Source organism: Arthrobacter sp. SDR-2R (assembly GCF_057747955.1).
The window spans coordinates 3,311,138-3,327,121 of sequence record NZ_CM173231.1; the positions used below are offsets into that span (position 1 = coordinate 3,311,138).

Here is a 15,984-nt window from a genome sequence, read left to right on the forward strand (position 1 = left end):
CTAGGATGCCGTGGTGAAGAGCTTCACAGCGTCGCGCATGGAAGCCCGCGCGCGTTTGCGGTCCCCGGCGGCGTCATAGGCACAGCTGAGCCGGAACCAGGAACGCCAGTCATCAGGAGCGGCCTCGGCTTCGGCCCGGTACTTTTCGAACTCCGCGTCGGCTGCGGCGCGGACAATCCGGCCACCGGGCGTGCGGGGAAGCTCGTCCACCGGCAGCCCGCCTTCGGCTTCCAGGACCTTGGCCATCTGCTCGGTGCGGGCGCCAAACATCAGTTCGCGGATCAAGGCCCACGCGCCAACAATGGGCAGCACCAGGTAGGCGGCCCCGATGGCCTTGGCGGTGAGGTTGCTGTCTGCAAGGAGCAGGAGCGAGCGCTGGAAGGACACCACCAGGTAGAAGACCAGCAGCAGCGTCACCGCTCCCACCCAGATCTTGGTGCGGTTCTTAAGGAAACCGGCTGCGAACCCGTTCACGGCCTAGAGTCCCAGGTCCAGGTAACCGTCCAGGCCCACGGTCAGCCCGGGGTGGGCAGCGACGTTGCGCACGCCCAGAAGCACGCCGGGCATGAACGACGCGCGGTCGAAGGAATCGTGGCGGAAGGTCAGCTGCTCGCCGGGACCGCCCAGCAGGACTTCCTGGTGGGCCACGAGGCCACGGAGCCGGACGCTGTGGACGCGGACGCCGTCCACGTCGCAGCCGCGTGCACCCGCGCGTTCTGAAGTGGTGGCATCCGGGCTGGGCGGCACCTGGGCAGCCTTGCGTTCAGCGGCGATGAGCTCTGCGGTGCGGACGGCGGTGCCGGAAGGGGCGTCCACCTTGTCCGGATGGTGGAGCTCGATGATTTCCACGGACTCGAAGTACTTTGACGCCTTCGCGGCGAACGCCGAAGCCAGCACAGAGCCCAAGGCAAAGTTGGGCGCGATGAGTACGCCCGTTTCCGGGTGCTCCGCCAAAAGGGAATCCAGCGCGGACAGGCGTCCCGCGTCCCAGCCGGTGGTGCCCACCACGGCGTGGATCCCATGCTCGACGGCGAAGCGGACGTTGGCTTCGGTGCTTTCTGGGACTGTGAGGTCCACCAGGTACTGGGCACCGGAGGCCGTCAGCTGCTCCAGCGAGTCACCCCGTCCCAGGGCTGCGACGAGCTTCAGGTCGGGCGCGGCATCAATGGCCTTAACGGCCTCGGCGCCCATGCGTCCACTGGCGCCAAGGACGGCCACCAGTTTGGGGGCGGGGTGTTGTTCGGTCATGGGATTAACCCTACCGGCGGGACAGGTTGGGGCAGGAACCGGACGGCGTGCGTTACCTCGCAATTTGGCGGAGCAACGCCGGCCGGCCCGGGCAGCGTGGAGGCGCGGCCCGGCGTGCCCCGGCGCGGCATCAGCTGCCGGCGCCGACCCATTCCACAGTGCCGTCCGAAAAGAACTGTTCCTTCCAGATGGGCACCTGGTCCTTGATCCGGTCCACCAGCTCGGAGCAGACGGCAAACGCCTGTCCGCGGTGCGCGGCGGATACCGCGCACACCAGCGCCGGGTCCCCGATCTCCAGCATCCCGATCCGGTGTGCGGCCCAGATCCTGACGGGTTGGGCTGCCTTTCCCGCGGGGGTCTCCCCGGCCGCGTCACCGGCCTCGGCGTCCTGCTCGGCAACCAGGCGCGCGACGACGTCGGCCATCACCTGGTGCGCCGTAGGGTGCGCACTGTAGCTGAGGCGCTCGACGGCCTTGCCGCCGTCGTGGTTGCGCACTACACCGCTGAAGCTGACCACCGCACCCGCAGTGTCGCTTTCCACCGCGGCAATCGCCTGGTCCACGGAGATGGGCTCCGCGCTCAGGACTGCCCGCACTACCTCGAATGCTGCTTCAGTGCCCATGTCCGCCTTCCAACTGGTCGCAAAGATGTCCGATCACCGGGTCCAGGACGCTCAGCCCATCCATGACACCCTTCGGTGACCCGGGCAGGTTCACAATGAACGTCTGCCCGGCAGCGCCCGCATAGCCCCTGCTCAGGGCCGCCAGCGGAGTCTTGACAGCGCCGGCACGCCTGATCGCCTCCATGATGCCCGGGATTTCCCGGTCCAGCAGGGGCAGGGTGACGTCGGGTGTCCGGTCGTCCGGGCTGAGGCCGGTTCCGCCGCTGGTGATGACGACGGCGGGACGCTGGGTGAGGAGCGCCCGGATGGCAGCGCCCACGGGCTCGCCGTCGGGAACCACCATGGCCGGGAAGACGTCAAAGCCGTGTTCAGTGAGCCAGTCGGTGATCACGGGGCCGGTTTCGTCGTCGTAGATGCCCGCTGCGGCACGGGTGGACGCGATAACGACGCCGGCCTTCCGCCCCTGCACGTCGCCGTGGCGGTGGGGTTCGGAGACGTCCAGGATGTTGGGGTCGGTCACAGTGCCCAGTCTCCGCTCTTGCCGCCGCTCTTGGCCAGCACCTTGATGTCCGTCAGGACGGCATGCTTGTCCACGGCCTTGATCATGTCGTAAACGCTGAGGGCTGCCACGGAGGCAGCCGTCAGGGCCTCCATTTCAACTCCCGTGACGCCCCTGGTCTTCACGGTGGAGCTGATGGTGACGGCGGCCGCGCCGAGGTCGAAGTCAACGGTGACTTTCGAGAGGGGCAACGGATGGCACAGCGGAATCAGGTCCGGCGTCTTCTTGGCCGCCATGATGCCGGCCACCCGGGCAACGGCCAGGGCGTCGCCCTTGGGGAGCCCGCCGGAGCCCAGGAGCTGCATCACCTCGGGGGTGGTCCGGACGGTGGCGGTGGCGGTGGCCTCCCGCGTGGTCTCGGCCTTGGCGGAGACATCAACCATCTGGGCGCTGCCGTCCTGGCGCAGGTGCGTCAGTGCGGGGGTATGTTCTGCGTTCACAGCATCCATACTTCCACCTCGTCGCCGTCAGCGAGTTCCGTTACACCCACAGGGACATGAACCAGGACGTTCGACCCCGCGAGTGCGTGCATCAGGTGCGAACTCTCGCCGCCCTCCAGCTTCACGGTCCCGTCCGGCTGCAGGCTGCCGCGGCGGACCTGGTGCTTGTGCCCGGGAGAGGTGAGCGGACGGCCCGGGCCCCCAAGATCAAGGCGGGCGCGCAACGGCAGCCTCCGGCCCGGTGCCCCCAGCAAGGCTGACAAAGCGGGACGGAGGAACATCTCGAAGGACACCAGGCAGCTGACCGGATTGCCGGGAAACCCAAGGAATGGCACGCCGTCGAACGTTCCCAGTCCCTGGGGGCCGCCCGGCTGCATGGCCACGTGCACGAAGCGGACCGGCTGGTCCGCCATTGCCTGCCGCACTACCTCGTAGGCTCCCTTGCTGACCCCGCCGGTGGTGACGATCAGGTCAGCCCCCGGGCTTTCGGTCCGCAGCAGCGCCTGCAGTTCCGCCGGAGTGTCGGTGGAGATGCCGGTGCGGCGGACTGTGAGTCCCGCCTGCTTCATGGCGGCCTCAAGGAGCGTTCCGTTGGAGTCGTATATTTTGCCGGGAGGAAGCGGCAGGCCGGGTTCCACCACTTCGTCGCCCGTGGTGACGAGCAGGACGGTCACCGCCTTGTACACCGCCACCTCCGGGAGGCCCAAGGCAGCGAGCAGCCCCAACTGGGCCGGCCCCAGGCAGGTCCCCGAGGCCAGCGCCCGCTCCCCCGCTGCGATGTCGCTGCCCGGGAAGCGCACGAACGTTCCCGGCGCGGTGCCGGGCAGCCGCACGGTGGCGCCGCTGCCGTCCCCCGCTGTGTTTCCGGGGTCCAGGAAGTGATCGGGCACCGCCTTTTCAATGGGTACGACGGCGTCGGCCCCCGCCGGGATCATGGCACCGGTCATGATGGGTGCCGCGGTTCCCGGTTCGAGCGGCTCCGGGCTTGACCCGGCCGGAACCGGGGGCATGATGCGCAGGTCCCCGCCGCCGTCGGGAAGGTCACCGGAACGGACGGCGTATCCGTCCATCTGGGAATTGGCGAAAGGAGGAAGGCTGAGTGGCGCGGCCACATCGTCCACCAGGGCCCGGCCCAGCGCCTGGCTAAGCGGGAGGGTTTCCATCCGGTCCATTGACAGGAGCGGCCGCAGGAGTTCCACGACTGCGGCGGCATGGCCAGCGACCGACCGGGAACCCTCCGCTGCATGGTGGACGTGGCCTTCCGGGGTGTGGTCTGCCAGGGCGTGCGGGGTGTGGCTGGTCATGGATACGCCTTTGGTCTGGGCCGTCAGGGTTTGGGCCGTCAGGGTTTGGGCCGTCAGGATTTCACGTCAACTCTAACCGTGTGGAATCCCGTGGCGCCGTCCGGTGCGGGCGGCCGCGCGGTTTCGTCCTGGGGTTCGCCCGCCAGGTTGGTGGCCCGGACCTGGACCTCGTACTGCCCCGGGGCAAGGTCCATGGCCAGCTTCCACTGGTACCAGGTGTCGGCGGAGATTCCCGTGGCCAGTTCCGCTTCCCGCCAGGGTCCCCGGTTGATCCGCAGTTCCACGTTCCGGATGCCGGTGTGCTGGGCCCAGGCAACGCCGGCGAAGACAACTGTTCCCGCGTTGACCGGGCGGCCGCTGCGGGGGACGTCGATGCGGGACGAGGTCTTGATGGGGCCGCGCGCGGACCAGCCGCGCGGGGTCCAATATCCGGCGTCATCGGCGAACCGGGTGACCTTGAGCTCGGTGACCCATTTGGTGGCCGAGACATAGCCGTAGAGGCCGGGAACCACCAACCGGACCGGGAAGCCGTGCTCCAGCGGGAGCGGTTCACCGTTCATGCCCACGGCAAGCAGGGCGTCCCGGTTGTCGGTGAGGACATCCAGGGGCGTCCCGGCGGTCCAGCCGTCGGCACTGCGGGAGAGGACCATGTCTGCGCCCGGCTGGGGAACGGCCAGGGCCAGCAGTTCCCGGACCGGCCAGCCGAGCCAGCGGGCGTTGCCGATCAGGTCGCCGCCCACTCCATTGGAGACGCAGGCAATGGTGATGTGCCGCTCGGTGAGGGGCTTCGCCATTAGGTCGGCGAAGGAGAGCAGGACTTCCCGGGCCACCATGCCGGTTACCTTGAGGACCCAGGTATCCGGGCTGACCGCCGGGACGGACAGCGCGGTGTCGATCCGGTAGAAATCCCGGTTCGGGGTCACCAGCGGCGGCATTCCGGCAACACCGGCTTCCGCAGCAGGGGGCACAGGTATTGCCGGCGATGCCGCTGCGGGCAGGGTGATGCGTGCCCTGGCCTCATTGACAGCCATGGTGGCCCCGCGCCAGATTCCCGCCAGTACTCCCCCTGCCGCAGCGGCCGCTGCGGTGATGCCCAGGGCCTGGAAGAAGCTGCGGCGCGATTGGGTGGCCGCGGAGTCCGGTGTGGCCTCGCCGGGGGCAGCGGGAAGGCTGTCCTCGGGATGATCTGCGGCTGCTTGGTGGGAGGCTGCTTGGTGGGAGGCTGCTTGATGGGAGGCTGCTTGGCCGGCAATCGCGGCATCCCATGCATGCAGCCTGCGCAGCAGGAACCGCAACAGCACGACGGCGGCCACCGCGGCCAGGAGCGGCGGAACGAGGGACAGGGGGGTCATCTGGGAACGCATCAGGACGGCGGCCGCTCCGGCAAGTCCAAAGATTCCGATCACGGCAGCACCAGTGAACCGGCGGCGGCGCTCGAGCGCTCCGGCCAGTGCGGCCAGGGCGGCGATGACCAACGCCATTCCCACCAGGAGCGCTGCCTTGTCGGCCGTGCCGAAGACAGAGATCGCCCAGTCCTTGACGCCCGGAGGCACGGCATCGATCACGGCGCCGCCAACGGCCGTCAACGGCGAAAGGGAGGGGCTGAGAACCCCCGCAGCCAACTCCCCTGCTGCAATACCGCCGCCTGCCGCGGCTATCCCGGCAGCCGCGGCCCAACCACCTCCGGCGCGCGGGACTGCCGGTCGTGGGAAGGGACTGTCCGCCCGCTCCCCAAGGCCGGCGCCGCCGTCGTACGCCGCATGCCCGCGCTGGGAACTCCTCACAACACCAGCATAGGTTTGCCGGTGGTCCCCGGCGCCGGTGCCGCCGGGATTCCTGCCCCGCGTCTCACAGCGGGGTCACGGGTGTGATGGGCGGCTCAACGTGGCGTAGCCTGATTTCATGACTGTCCAGCTAGGCATGCCGCAGCCGCGGGAGGAAGCAGCATCGCCGCTGCCAGGCGTTCCCGCGCGCCGGCCAGCGGATGCACCGGCCGGGCTGGCGGACCGCTACGGCCGCCGCGCCACCGACATGAGGCTGTCCCTGACGGACAAGTGCAACCTCCGCTGCACCTACTGCATGCCGGCGGAGGGCCTGGAATGGCTGGCAAAGCAGGCCGTCATGTCCGCCGAGGAGATCGTGCGGATCGTCAAGGTAGGCGTGGAGCAGCTGGGAGTGCGCGAACTGCGCCTCACGGGCGGTGAGCCGCTGGTGCGGCACGATCTGGTCCAGATCATCTCGGCACTGCGGGCCAACCACCCGGACCTGCCGATCTCCATGACCACCAACGGCGTTGGCCTGGCGAAGAAGGCAGCGGCCCTCAAGGACGCCGGCCTGACGCGCATCAATGTGTCGCTGGATTCCCTGCATGAGGAAACGTTCACCAAGCTGACCCGGCGTCCGTTCCTGGACCAGGTCCTGGCGGGTGTGGACGCCGCCTGGGCTGCCGGCCTGGGCCCTGTGAAACTGAACGCCGTCCTGATGCGCGGCATCAATGACCTCGAGTCGCCGCAGCTGCTCGCGTGGGCCTTGGAGCGCGGGTACGAACTGCGGTTCATCGAACAGATGCCGCTCGATGCGGACCACGGCTGGACGCGCCGCAACATGATCACGGCAGCCGAGATCCGCGGGCTGTTGTCCCGGGACTTTGCCCTCAGTCCGGATCCCCGCGCACGTGACGGCGCTCCTGCGGAGCGGTTTGAAGTACGACGGCGGGCGGCAGGTTCCGCGGACGCGGACGGACCGGTGCTGGGAATCGTGGGAATTATCGCCTCCGTCACCGAGCCGTTTTGCTCCGACTGCCGGCGCACCAGGATCACCGCCGAGGGCAAGATCATGAGCTGCCTGTTCTCCCGCGAGGAGTTCGACCTGCTGGGCCTGCTGCGGGCGGGCGCCACCGATGATGATCTGGCGCAGCGGTGGCAGGACGCCATGTGGATCAAACCGAAAGCCCACGGCATGGACCACGTGGGACTGGATGCTCCGGACTTCGTCCAGCCGGACCGCAGCATGAGTGCTATCGGGGGCTGACCGGGATGCTTGTACGTTATTTTGCTGCCGCACGCGCTGCGGCAGGCTTCGAGGAAGAAAAGTTCAACCTTCCCCAGGGCGCCACCGTGGCGGACCTGCTCGAGGCCGTGCTGGCCGTGGACCGCCCTGAACCCCCTGCCGGGACCCCGCCCCTTTCCCGGCTTCTTTCCCGCAGCAGCTTCCTGCTCAATGAGGTGGCCGTACGGGACCAGGCGGCGGTCCTTGGTCCGGACGACGTGGTGGACGTACTGCCTCCGTTCGCCGGCGGGTAAGTATTCGCGCACGTCCAGGCGAATGGGCAGCAGCCGCCCTGGCCTTGCCAAAGCTGCCGTGGCTTTGAATGTCAGACCCCTGTTGGATGATGTTTCCATGGGAATCGGCACGGGTGTTGGGGTGGTTTTGGAGGGTGTTTCTGCCTCTGTTGCTGCCCTCGATGCGCTGGACCGTGAGGATCATTTCCTTGCCGCCGGGACCGGTGTTGGCGCTGATGTCGATGTGCTGCAGCGGCGGTATGAGCTCCGGCTGGAACGGCTGGAGGCAGTCTCCCGGGTCGAGGCTCAGCTCGCTGCGGTCAAAGCTCGTGATGCCGTGGAGTGCGTCGGTTTCCAGCAGGCACTGCTTGCCCCCGACGCCCCGGTGGATGAGCGCATGTTTTCGGAGATGTCCGCGGTGGAGGAGATCGCCGGTGTCCTGAGCATCAGTTCCGCGGCCGCAGGCGCTTTGGTGGAACAATCCCGGCGGGTGTGTTCCCTGCCGCCGCTCCTGGGCGCCCTGTCAGCCGGTGCCGTGTCGTGGCAGCATGCCAGGATTGTCGCCGATGAAACCGAAGGGCTCACCCCGGACGGGGCTGCTGCCTTGGTGGCGCACTTCTTCGACCCCGACGCCCCCAACCCCGCCCGCGGCGCCGCGCCCGGTGAACTGGTGCCCGCCCGGTTCCGCGCCAAGGTCCGCGCCTGGCGGGAACGCCACCACCCCGAAACCCTCGAAAAACGCCACGCCAAAGGTGTGGCGGACCGGCGGATGGAATACACCCCGGACCGTGACGGCATGGCCTGGCTCTCGCTCTACCTCCCCGGCGACACCGCCTGCGCCATCTGGAACCGCACCACCGCCACCGCCCGCGGCCTGCAGGGCCCTGACGAGCCCCGCACCCTCACCCAACTCCGCCCCGACATCGCAGCATCACTCCTCCTCGGCGCAGGAAACACCACGGCCACGGCCGAGGCTGCTGTGGGTGGGGCTGCACGGGCTACAGGTGATACGGCGGGAACGGGCGCAGGCAGCGTTTCCGGCACAGGGAGCACTGGTGATGTTGGCAAGGTCCCCACCCCGCGGGCCGATGTCCTGGTCACCGTCCCGGTCTTCGCCCTGCTCGGCCTCACCGATGAGCCGGCGGTGCTGGACGGCCTGGGCCCGATCCCGGCGTCGATGGCGCGGAGGCTTGTCGCGGACGGGGCGGAGTCGTTCTACCGCGTCCTGGTCGACCCCCGCGACGGGGCACCCCTGGAGATCGGACGCACCCGCTACCGGCTCCCCGAAACCATCAAACAATGGATCCGCATGCGGGACCGGAAATGCACCTTCCCCGGCTGCACCAACCACACCCCCGACAACCACACCGACCACCTCACCGCCTGGGAACACGGCGGCAGAACAGCCGTCCGGAACCTGGCGCAGCTGTGCCCCAAACATCACCGCTTGAAGCACGCCCGCACCTGGACCCCCGACCCCGCCACCAACAACGGACCACCCGGCTGGACCTCACCCACAGGCCGCCACTACAACCCCGAACACCAAGACCCCCAACCAACCCACTGGCCGCCAGGGCTTCTGCGGAGGAACAGCACCGTGTCCGGGCAATCCGCAGCGGCAGTCTTGAACCCGCCGGCAGCGCCAGACCCACCGGCAGTCTTGAACCCACCGGGAGGGTTGGGCACACCCCGGAAAGCGGACGAAGCGGGGCTACGGGAACCACCACCGCCTGAATTGCGGCGCGATCTGCCGTTTGGGCTGCCGCAATGGTGCCAGTTGCTGGCTGACATGCCGGAGTGGCTGGAGGTGCCAAGCGAGGAGCCGCCTGGCGGGAACTTGCTTGAGCCGGATCAACTCCCGCCAACAGATCCTTTGTGGGACGATTTCTACGCCATGCCGTTCTTCCTGCCGCCAGACCCGGCGGGGAATTGGGACGTGCTCTTGTCGTAGGACTTCCCCAGGGGCATGTGCGTCAACGCGTGGCTCCAGGAGACGACGGCCCACCGCTAGACCCGGGCCCCCGTTCCCAGGGCAATGGCCAGCAGTGACGCCCGGCTGTGGACTCCGCAAGCCTGGAAGAGTTGCTTGAATTGGTCCTGGACCGTGTACGGTGTCACGCCCTGGGCATCCGCCATGGCTGCCGTATCGGCCCCTGTTGCAGTGAGCCACAGCAGTTCCCCCTGCCGGGGTGTCAGGCCAAACGCCCGGGCAAACATGTCAAGCCGCGCGGCAGGCGTGCTGGCCTGAATCGTCACGGCCACCGGTGGAGTGGGTCCGGACACTCCCGACTCCATGCGGTTGGCCCGCAGGGAGGCCCAGCGGCCCGCCCCGACGTACACCCTGCATTCCGCGGCGTGGGTGTCCACCAGTGCTTCCCTTGCCGCCAGCTGGGCAGCAACGTTCAACACCTCAGCAGGCACATGATCGTGAGGGACCGGACCAGGCTGAAGCAGCTGCAGCCAGTCGTCCACGGACGCCGTTCGGCCAGCTATCGCCAGATCGTCGTCCAGGGTGAGGACAGCCTGCTCCGGCAATCCGGGCTGCCCGGCTCCTGTCCCGGCGGCCGGGTCCGGGCCAGGTTCCGGTTCCAGTCGAGTCCGAAACTGCCTGGCCACGGACCTCCGCAGGCCGGCGGTCACTGCCGCTGCGGGCTCGCCCAGGTACGCAGTTTCCTCATCCGTGAAGGGGACCGAATCGCCCGTCCGCCACAAATCGAGCCAGGCCCAGCACCCATACTTGTCGGCAAACACGACGGACAGTACATCGCGGACCCCATAGCGTTGCAACACGCCACTCCACACCGGGCTGCGGGAGGGCTCTCCCTGCGTTGCCTTCAGGAGGGATGCCGCCGGCACCGGCGAATGCATCAGCTCGGTCCAGCGGCCGGCCCCGGAGAGGTACTTGAGGCGGATAAGTGTGGGCAATTCCTGAGGGCAGGGAATCCTGGCCCTCGGCGCCATCCCTACCGTCGTGACGGGATCACACAACGGCCAAACGAATGCATCGAAAGGCACCATGGTGGCCACTTCTGCCAGAATCGCTGTCCGGAGAGCTTGGTGATCCAGGTCCGAGCCTGCCAGGAGTCGGATGCGCTCCTGGCTCCGGTTTCCAGCCCAGCCCTTGGTCATGTTCCAAGTATGCTCCGGCCATCCCGGGCAACCCGGAGGCGCTGCCACCCAGAATTCTGGGATACCCGCCGCAGCCCGGACCGTCTAGCTTTAGCAGCGTGGAGCGTCCTCCAACCTGGCGGGACGAGTAAGGAGACTGGGATGTTCACCCTGCAGATCGAACACAGCATCACCGATTTCAGCACGTGGAAGGCGGCATTCGACCGGGATCCGGTGGGCCGGTCCGCGTCAGGGGTTCTCGCGCACCGGATAGGCCGGCCCGTGGGCGAACCGCAATACATTGTTGTGGAACTCGACTTCGCGGACCTGGCCCAGGCAGAGCAGCTGCTCACGAACCTTCGAACACAGGTATGGCGTTCGCCCGCCAACGCCCCTGCCCTCGCCGGTGCACCGAAAACGCGCATTATCGAGGCGGCATCGTAGCCCATGCCTCAGGCGCGGTGAAATTCCGAGCGCATGAATGGCCTGTAGGACAAAGCCTCGCCGTCCACACCGGCCTCCGGCGCGTCGCCGCCGTCGTCCCGCCCGGGCGAACGCAATTCGGTGACGTGTGTCAGGACACCGTTCGCCACCTCGATGGAGTGGCGCGTCCAGCCTCCGGCATTGCGGCGTTCAACACGGAGGACGCCGTCGCGCCAGGTACAGCGGGCGGCGTTGCCGGGCGGCACGCCGGTGCTGTCAACGTAGTACCACAGCACGTCGTCGTGGACCGGATCGATCGTGAAGATGCCGTGGCCTTCGAAGTGGCTGCCGTCCGGTTCAATGTGCCGGTAGCTCTGCACCACGCCGAGACCCCCGGCAACCTGCGTGTAGGACACCTGGGCGCTCACGCGGTGTTCCGGCCCCCAGGGACCGGCAGCCACGTGTGTAAAGCCCTGCCAGTGACCCAGCAGGTTCGTTAACGCCGGATGTCCGTGCTCCGCTCCTGGCCCGTTCACCGTTCCGCCTTCCCCTGTTGAAGAATCACTCCCCACTCAGGATGGACTCTGCAGAGCCGGGCCGCCAGCGTCTCCGCGGCATCTCCGCGGCGCGGGGTGCTACAGGCCGAAGGTTTCGGTCTCGTCGAACGGGCCAACCACGGTGACGGTCCGGGGCGCGGCGGCGAGTTCGGCGGCAAGTTCCTGGACCTGTTCCGTGGTGACGGCTTTGATCAGCCGCAGTGTTTCGTCAATGTCCTGGTACTCGCCGGACACCAGTTCGGCGCGGCCCAGCCGGGACATCCGGGAGCCGGTGTCCTCCAGTGCCAGGACGATTCCGCCGCCCAGTTGTCCCACGGCCTTGCGCAGTTCGTCGTCTGAAATCCCGTGTTCCGCGAGCTTGTCGAGCTCCACAGCCAGCAGGTCCAGCACCTGCCGGACCTTGGGCGGCGTGCAGCCCGCGTACATCCCAAAGTAGCCGGCGTCGGCGTAGGACGAGGCAAAGGAGTAAGTGGAGTAAACCAGCCCGCGCTTCTCACGGACTTCCTGGAACAGCCGCGAGGACATGCCGCCGCCCAGGACCGCGTTCAGGACACTCATGACGTAGCGGCGTTCATCGGTGGCAACGATCGTGGGGCAGCCCATGATGATGTTCGCCTGCTCCACGGCCCGCTTGACCACATGCAGGCCCGCCGTTCCCGTGATCAGGGCACGTTCGGTGGAACGCCGCTGCACCGGCGCGGCGTCCGGCTTAAGCGACCAGCCCGCGGTCTGGAGGGCATCCACCACGAGTCCGCATACGACGTCGTGGTCCAGGCCGCCGGCGGCGGTAATGACCAGCTCTTCCGGCTTGTAGTACCTGCGGTAGTGCTCCCACACGGAATCGCGGGCTACGGCCTTGATGGCGGCGGGAGTGCCGCCGATGGGCCGTCCCAGCGGATGGCTGCCGAGGACCGCGGCGACGAAGTGCTCGTGCGCCACATCAGTGGGGTCATCACTGTCCATGGCAATTTCTTCCAGGATGACGTCCCGTTCCTGCTCCATCTCGTCAGGATCCAGCACGGCGCCGGTGATCATGTCAGCGATGACGTCGATGGCCATGGGAAGGTCCGAGTCCAGCACCCGCGCAAAGTAGCAGGTGCTTTCCTTGGCCGTTGCCGCGTTCGATTCGCCGCCCACCTCGTCAAACGCGGAAGCAATCTCCAAGGCCGTGCGGCGCTTGGTGCCCTTGAACAGCAGGTGTTCAAGGAAGTGGGTGGACCCGTGCTGGCCGGGTGCCTCGTCACGGGATCCGACGCCCACCCAGAAGCCGATGGTGGCAGACCGCTGTCCCGGCATCGCCTCGGTCAGTACCCGCACTCCCCCTGGCAGCACTGAACGCCGCACCTCGGACCCGCCGTCGGAGCCGTGGACCAGGGTGTCGCCGGCGTGGTTCTGCTCAAGCGGCAGGGGTACAACAGTCATTGATGCCTTTCAGGACGGGCAGCCGGATCTGGCTGCCATCGTAACAGCGGCGGGACCGGTGGATCATCCACCGGTCCCGCCGATTCATGCTTATGCCGGGAAGCCCCTGCTGTTAGACCTCAGCGCCTTCAGCAGGCTCCGTGGCGTGAACGCGCTCGGTGTCGTCGGCGCCTTCCTCTTCAGCCACGACCGGAGACAGGGACAGCTTTCCGCGGTCATCGATCTTGGTGATTTCCACCTGGATCTTCTGGCCCACGGAAACAACGTCGTCAACGTTGTCCACCCGCTTGCCGCCGGCGATCTTGCGCAGCTCGGAGATGTGCAGCAGGCCGTCCTTGCCCGGGGTCAGCGACACGAAGGCACCGAAGGTGGTGGTCTTGACCACCGTGCCCAGGTAACGCTCGCCGATCTCCGGGACCTGCGGGTTGGCGATGGCGTTGATGGCGGAGCGTGCTGCATCTGCAGACGGACCGTTCGTGGCGCCAATGTAGACCGTGCCGTCGTCCTCGATGGAGATGTCGGCGCCGGTGTCTTCCTGGATCTGGTTGATCATCTTGCCCTTGGGGCCGATGACCTCGCCGATCTTGTCCACGGGGATCTTGACGGCGATGACGCGCGGTGCGAACTCGGAGAGCTCGTCCGGGGTGTCGATGGCCGAGTTGATGACCTCGAGGATGTGCAGGCGCGCCTCTCGGGCCTGCTTCAGGGCTGCCGCGAGCACGGAAGCGGGGATGCCGTCGAGTTTGGTGTCCAGCTGGATGGCCGTGACGAACTCGGCGGTACCGGCAACCTTGAAGTCCATGTCACCGAAGGCGTCTTCGGCGCCGAGGATGTCGGTCAGTGCCGCGTAGCGGGTCTGGCCGTCAACCTGGTCGGACACCAGGCCCATGGCGATGCCGGCGACGGCGGCCTTCAGGGGCACACCGGCGTTCAGCAGGGACAGGGTGGAGGCGCAGACGGAACCCATCGACGTGGAGCCGTTGGAGCCGAGGGCCTCGGATACCTGGCGGATGGCGTACGGGAATTCCTCGCGGGACGGCAGCACGGGCACGATGGCGCGCTCTGCCAGGGCACCGTGGCCGATTTCGCGGCGCTTGGGCGAGCCCACGCGGCCGGTCTCACCGGTGGAGTACGGCGGGAAGTTGTAGTTGTGCATGTAGCGCTTGCGGGTGACGGGAGACAGCGAGTCGATCTGCTGTTCCATCTTGAGCATGTTCAGCGTGGTGACACCCATGATCTGGGTCTCGCCGCGCTCGAAGATGGCCGAACCGTGAACGCGGGGCAGAACCTCGACCTCTGCGGTGAGCTGGCGGATGTCCGTCAGGCCGCGGCCGTCAATGCGGATCTGGTCCTTGAGGATGCGCTGGCGCACAACGTGCTTGGTGACGGAGCGGAAAGCAGCGGACAGCTCCTTTTCGCGGCCTTCGAACTGGCCTGCCAGGCCGGCGAGGACCTCGTCCTTGAGCACGTCGGAGGCGTTGTCGCGTTCCTGCTTGTCGGCGATCTGGAAGACAGCGGCGAGCTTTTCGGCGGCAGCGGATTCGACGGCGGCGTAAGCGTCGTCTTCGTAGTCCAGGAAGACCGGGAACTCGACCGTGGGCTTTGCAGCGCGTGCGGCGAGGTCGGCCTGGGCGTCGCAGAGTGCCTTGATGAACGGCTTGGCAGCCTCCAGGCCCTCGGCCACAACCTCTTCGGTGGGGGCGCTGGCGCCCTGTTCCTTGATGAGGTTCCAGGAGTTGTCGGTTGCTTCGGCCTCGACCATCATGATGGCGACGTCGTCACCGGCAACGCGGCCTGCAACCACCATGTTGAACACGGAGTTTTCCAGCTGCGAGTGCTTGGGGAAGGCAACCCACTGCGATCCGTTTTCGTCGTTGACCAGGGCAACGCGGACGCCGCCGATGGGGCCGGAGAACGGGAGGCCGGACAGCTGGGTGGACATCGAGGAAGCGTTGATGGCAACGACGTCGTACAGCTCATCGGGGTTGATGGCCAGGACGGTGACCACGATCTGGACCTCGTTGCGCAGGCCCTTGATGAAGGCGGGGCGCAGCGGGCGGTCCATCAGGCGGCAGGCCAGGATGGCTTCGGTGGACGGGCGGCCTTCGCGGCGGAAGAACGAGCCCGGGATACGGCCGGCAGCGTACATGCGCTCTTCGACGTCGACCGTGAGCGGGAAGAAGTCGAAGCCTTCACGCGGGTGCTTGCCGGCGGTGGTTGCGGACAGCAGGGCGGTGTCATCGTCGATGTACACCATTGCTGCGCCCGCTGCCTGCTTGGCGAGGCGGCCGGTTTCAAAGCGGATTACGCGCTTGCCGAAACGGCCATTGTCAATGACTGCTTCCGAGAACTGGATTTCGGGACCCTCCAAGAGAGTCACCTCCGTTTCTATTTACGGAAGTCCAGCCGCATCAACCCAGCCAGCATCTGTCTACTGGCCCTGCACCCGGTCATCGATCGAGACCCACGGGCCGCCGGCTTCAGTCAACGAAGCCGTTCCCGGGGATCACTACCGAGGACCGCGAATGCGTGATGCGGTTGATCCTCCTGTTTAGTTTTTATTTGAAGGAAGGCGGCCCGTTCCGGAGGGAAAGGGCCGCCCCAAAGTGTGACTAGCGGCGCAGGCCGAGACGCTCGATGAGCGAACGGTAGCGGGCGATGTCAGTCTTCTTGAGGTAGCTCAGCATGCGCTTGCGACGACCAACCATGGCCAGCAGACCGCGCTGGGTGTGGTAGTCGTGCTTGTGCTCCTTCATGTGCTCAGTCAGATCCTTGATCCGCTGGGTCAGGACAGCAACCTGGACCTCGGGTGAACCGGTGTCACCTTCGCCAGTTGCGTATTCCTTGATGATGGACTGCTTTACAGCGGCGTCAAGTGCCACAATATCTCCTTGGGATGTGCCGTGAGGGCCCAGGTCAGTAATTCACTGCCGGGTCTGCCGTGTTGGTCCTGATCCGGATAACCGGAGAAGGCCGACTACAACAGGAACCAGCCGCCACGGACTGCAGCCGGATCCATC

The 15,984-nt window shown here is 67.1% G+C and carries 16 protein-coding genes; 4 read left to right on the forward strand and 12 right to left on the reverse strand.

Going from position 1 to position 15,984, the window contains the following annotated elements; all coding sequences use genetic code 11:
* From AC3ANU_RS15280 to AC3ANU_RS15310, 7 genes are all read right to left on the reverse strand, one after another.
* Nucleotides 1-474 (reverse strand): hypothetical protein, encoded by a 474-nt coding sequence (locus AC3ANU_RS15280; RefSeq protein WP_018771605.1) that lies wholly within the window; start codon nt 472-474, stop codon nt 1-3.
* Between the two features lie 3 nt (nt 475-477).
* On the reverse strand, nt 478-1,248 hold the full coding sequence (dapB, locus tag AC3ANU_RS15285; protein WP_223994647.1) for a 4-hydroxy-tetrahydrodipicolinate reductase: 771 nt from the start codon (nt 1,246-1,248) through the stop codon (nt 478-480).
* A 130-nt stretch (nt 1,249-1,378) separates the two neighbouring features.
* A complete protein-coding gene (locus AC3ANU_RS15290) occupies nt 1,379-1,870 on the reverse strand; it encodes a molybdenum cofactor biosynthesis protein MoaE (RefSeq protein ID WP_018771607.1) in 492 nt (163 codons plus the stop codon).
* Nucleotides 1,860-2,390 carry a MogA/MoaB family molybdenum cofactor biosynthesis protein gene (locus tag AC3ANU_RS15295; RefSeq protein ID WP_223994645.1) on the reverse strand — a complete coding sequence of 177 codons (531 nt, stop codon included), beginning with the start codon at nt 2,388-2,390 and terminating at the stop codon, nt 1,860-1,862. The genes AC3ANU_RS15290 and AC3ANU_RS15295 overlap by 11 nt, the downstream gene beginning before the upstream one ends.
* A complete protein-coding gene (gene moaC / locus AC3ANU_RS15300; RefSeq protein ID WP_026266123.1) occupies nt 2,387-2,878 on the reverse strand; it encodes a cyclic pyranopterin monophosphate synthase MoaC in 492 nt (163 codons plus the stop codon). The genes AC3ANU_RS15295 and moaC overlap by 4 nt, the downstream gene beginning before the upstream one ends.
* Complete coding sequence (locus AC3ANU_RS15305; RefSeq protein ID WP_018771610.1) at nt 2,866-4,173, reverse strand: molybdopterin molybdotransferase MoeA; 1,308 nt, start codon at nt 4,171-4,173, stop codon at nt 2,866-2,868. The genes moaC and AC3ANU_RS15305 overlap by 13 nt, the downstream gene beginning before the upstream one ends.
* Nucleotides 4,174-4,226: 53 nt before the next feature.
* Nucleotides 4,227-5,810, reverse strand: coding sequence for a molybdopterin-dependent oxidoreductase (locus AC3ANU_RS15310; protein ID WP_488315980.1), 1,584 nt, complete (start codon nt 5,808-5,810; stop codon nt 4,227-4,229).
* Between the two features lie 265 nt (nt 5,811-6,075).
* Here AC3ANU_RS15310 and moaA point away from each other — a divergent pair, with 265 nt between their 5' ends.
* The 3 genes from moaA (at nt 6,076) to AC3ANU_RS15325 (ending at nt 9,405) form a co-directional block, all read left to right on the forward strand.
* Nucleotides 6,076-7,203 carry a GTP 3',8-cyclase MoaA gene (gene moaA, locus AC3ANU_RS15315; RefSeq protein WP_488314813.1) on the forward strand — a complete coding sequence of 376 codons (1,128 nt, stop codon included), beginning with the start codon at nt 6,076-6,078 and terminating at the stop codon, nt 7,201-7,203.
* Between the two features lie 5 nt (nt 7,204-7,208).
* The gene (locus AC3ANU_RS15320; protein WP_488314814.1) at nt 7,209-7,475 is read left to right on the forward strand and encodes a MoaD/ThiS family protein; all 267 of its coding nucleotides are present in this window, start codon (nt 7,209-7,211) and stop codon (nt 7,473-7,475) included.
* 97 nt (nt 7,476-7,572) lie between these two features.
* Nucleotides 7,573-9,405 carry an HNH endonuclease signature motif containing protein gene (locus AC3ANU_RS15325; RefSeq protein WP_223994643.1) on the forward strand — a complete coding sequence of 611 codons (1,833 nt, stop codon included), beginning with the start codon at nt 7,573-7,575 and terminating at the stop codon, nt 9,403-9,405.
* Between the two features lie 56 nt (nt 9,406-9,461).
* Here AC3ANU_RS15325 and AC3ANU_RS15330 read toward each other — a convergent pair whose 3' ends face one another.
* On the reverse strand, nt 9,462-10,379 hold the full coding sequence (locus AC3ANU_RS15330) for a helix-turn-helix transcriptional regulator (protein ID WP_223994641.1): 918 nt from the start codon (nt 10,377-10,379) through the stop codon (nt 9,462-9,464).
* Nucleotides 10,380-10,724: 345 nt separating this feature from the next.
* Between AC3ANU_RS15330 and AC3ANU_RS15335 the strand changes: the two genes are divergently transcribed.
* A complete protein-coding gene (locus AC3ANU_RS15335; RefSeq protein WP_018772255.1) occupies nt 10,725-11,006 on the forward strand; it encodes a hypothetical protein in 282 nt (93 codons plus the stop codon).
* An 8-nt stretch (nt 11,007-11,014) separates the two neighbouring features.
* Here the strand turns inward: AC3ANU_RS15335 and AC3ANU_RS15340 are convergent, their stop codons facing one another.
* The 4 genes from AC3ANU_RS15340 to rpsO all read right to left on the reverse strand — a co-directional run bounded on the left by AC3ANU_RS15340 (nt 11,015) and on the right by rpsO (nt 15,846).
* Nucleotides 11,015-11,557, reverse strand: coding sequence for a DUF1579 family protein (locus AC3ANU_RS15340; protein ID WP_488314815.1), 543 nt, complete (start codon nt 11,555-11,557; stop codon nt 11,015-11,017).
* Between the two features lie 63 nt (nt 11,558-11,620).
* Complete coding sequence (locus AC3ANU_RS15345) at nt 11,621-12,964, reverse strand: M16 family metallopeptidase (RefSeq protein WP_488314816.1); 1,344 nt, start codon at nt 12,962-12,964, stop codon at nt 11,621-11,623.
* A 112-nt stretch (nt 12,965-13,076) separates the two neighbouring features.
* The gene (locus AC3ANU_RS15350) at nt 13,077-15,335 is read right to left on the reverse strand and encodes a polyribonucleotide nucleotidyltransferase (RefSeq protein WP_488315981.1); all 2,259 of its coding nucleotides are present in this window, start codon (nt 15,333-15,335) and stop codon (nt 13,077-13,079) included.
* A 241-nt stretch (nt 15,336-15,576) separates the two neighbouring features.
* Entirely contained in the window at nt 15,577-15,846 is a 270-nt protein-coding gene (gene rpsO / locus AC3ANU_RS15355) for a 30S ribosomal protein S15 (protein WP_013600532.1), read from the reverse strand.
* Nucleotides 15,847-15,984 lie beyond the last annotated feature (138 nt).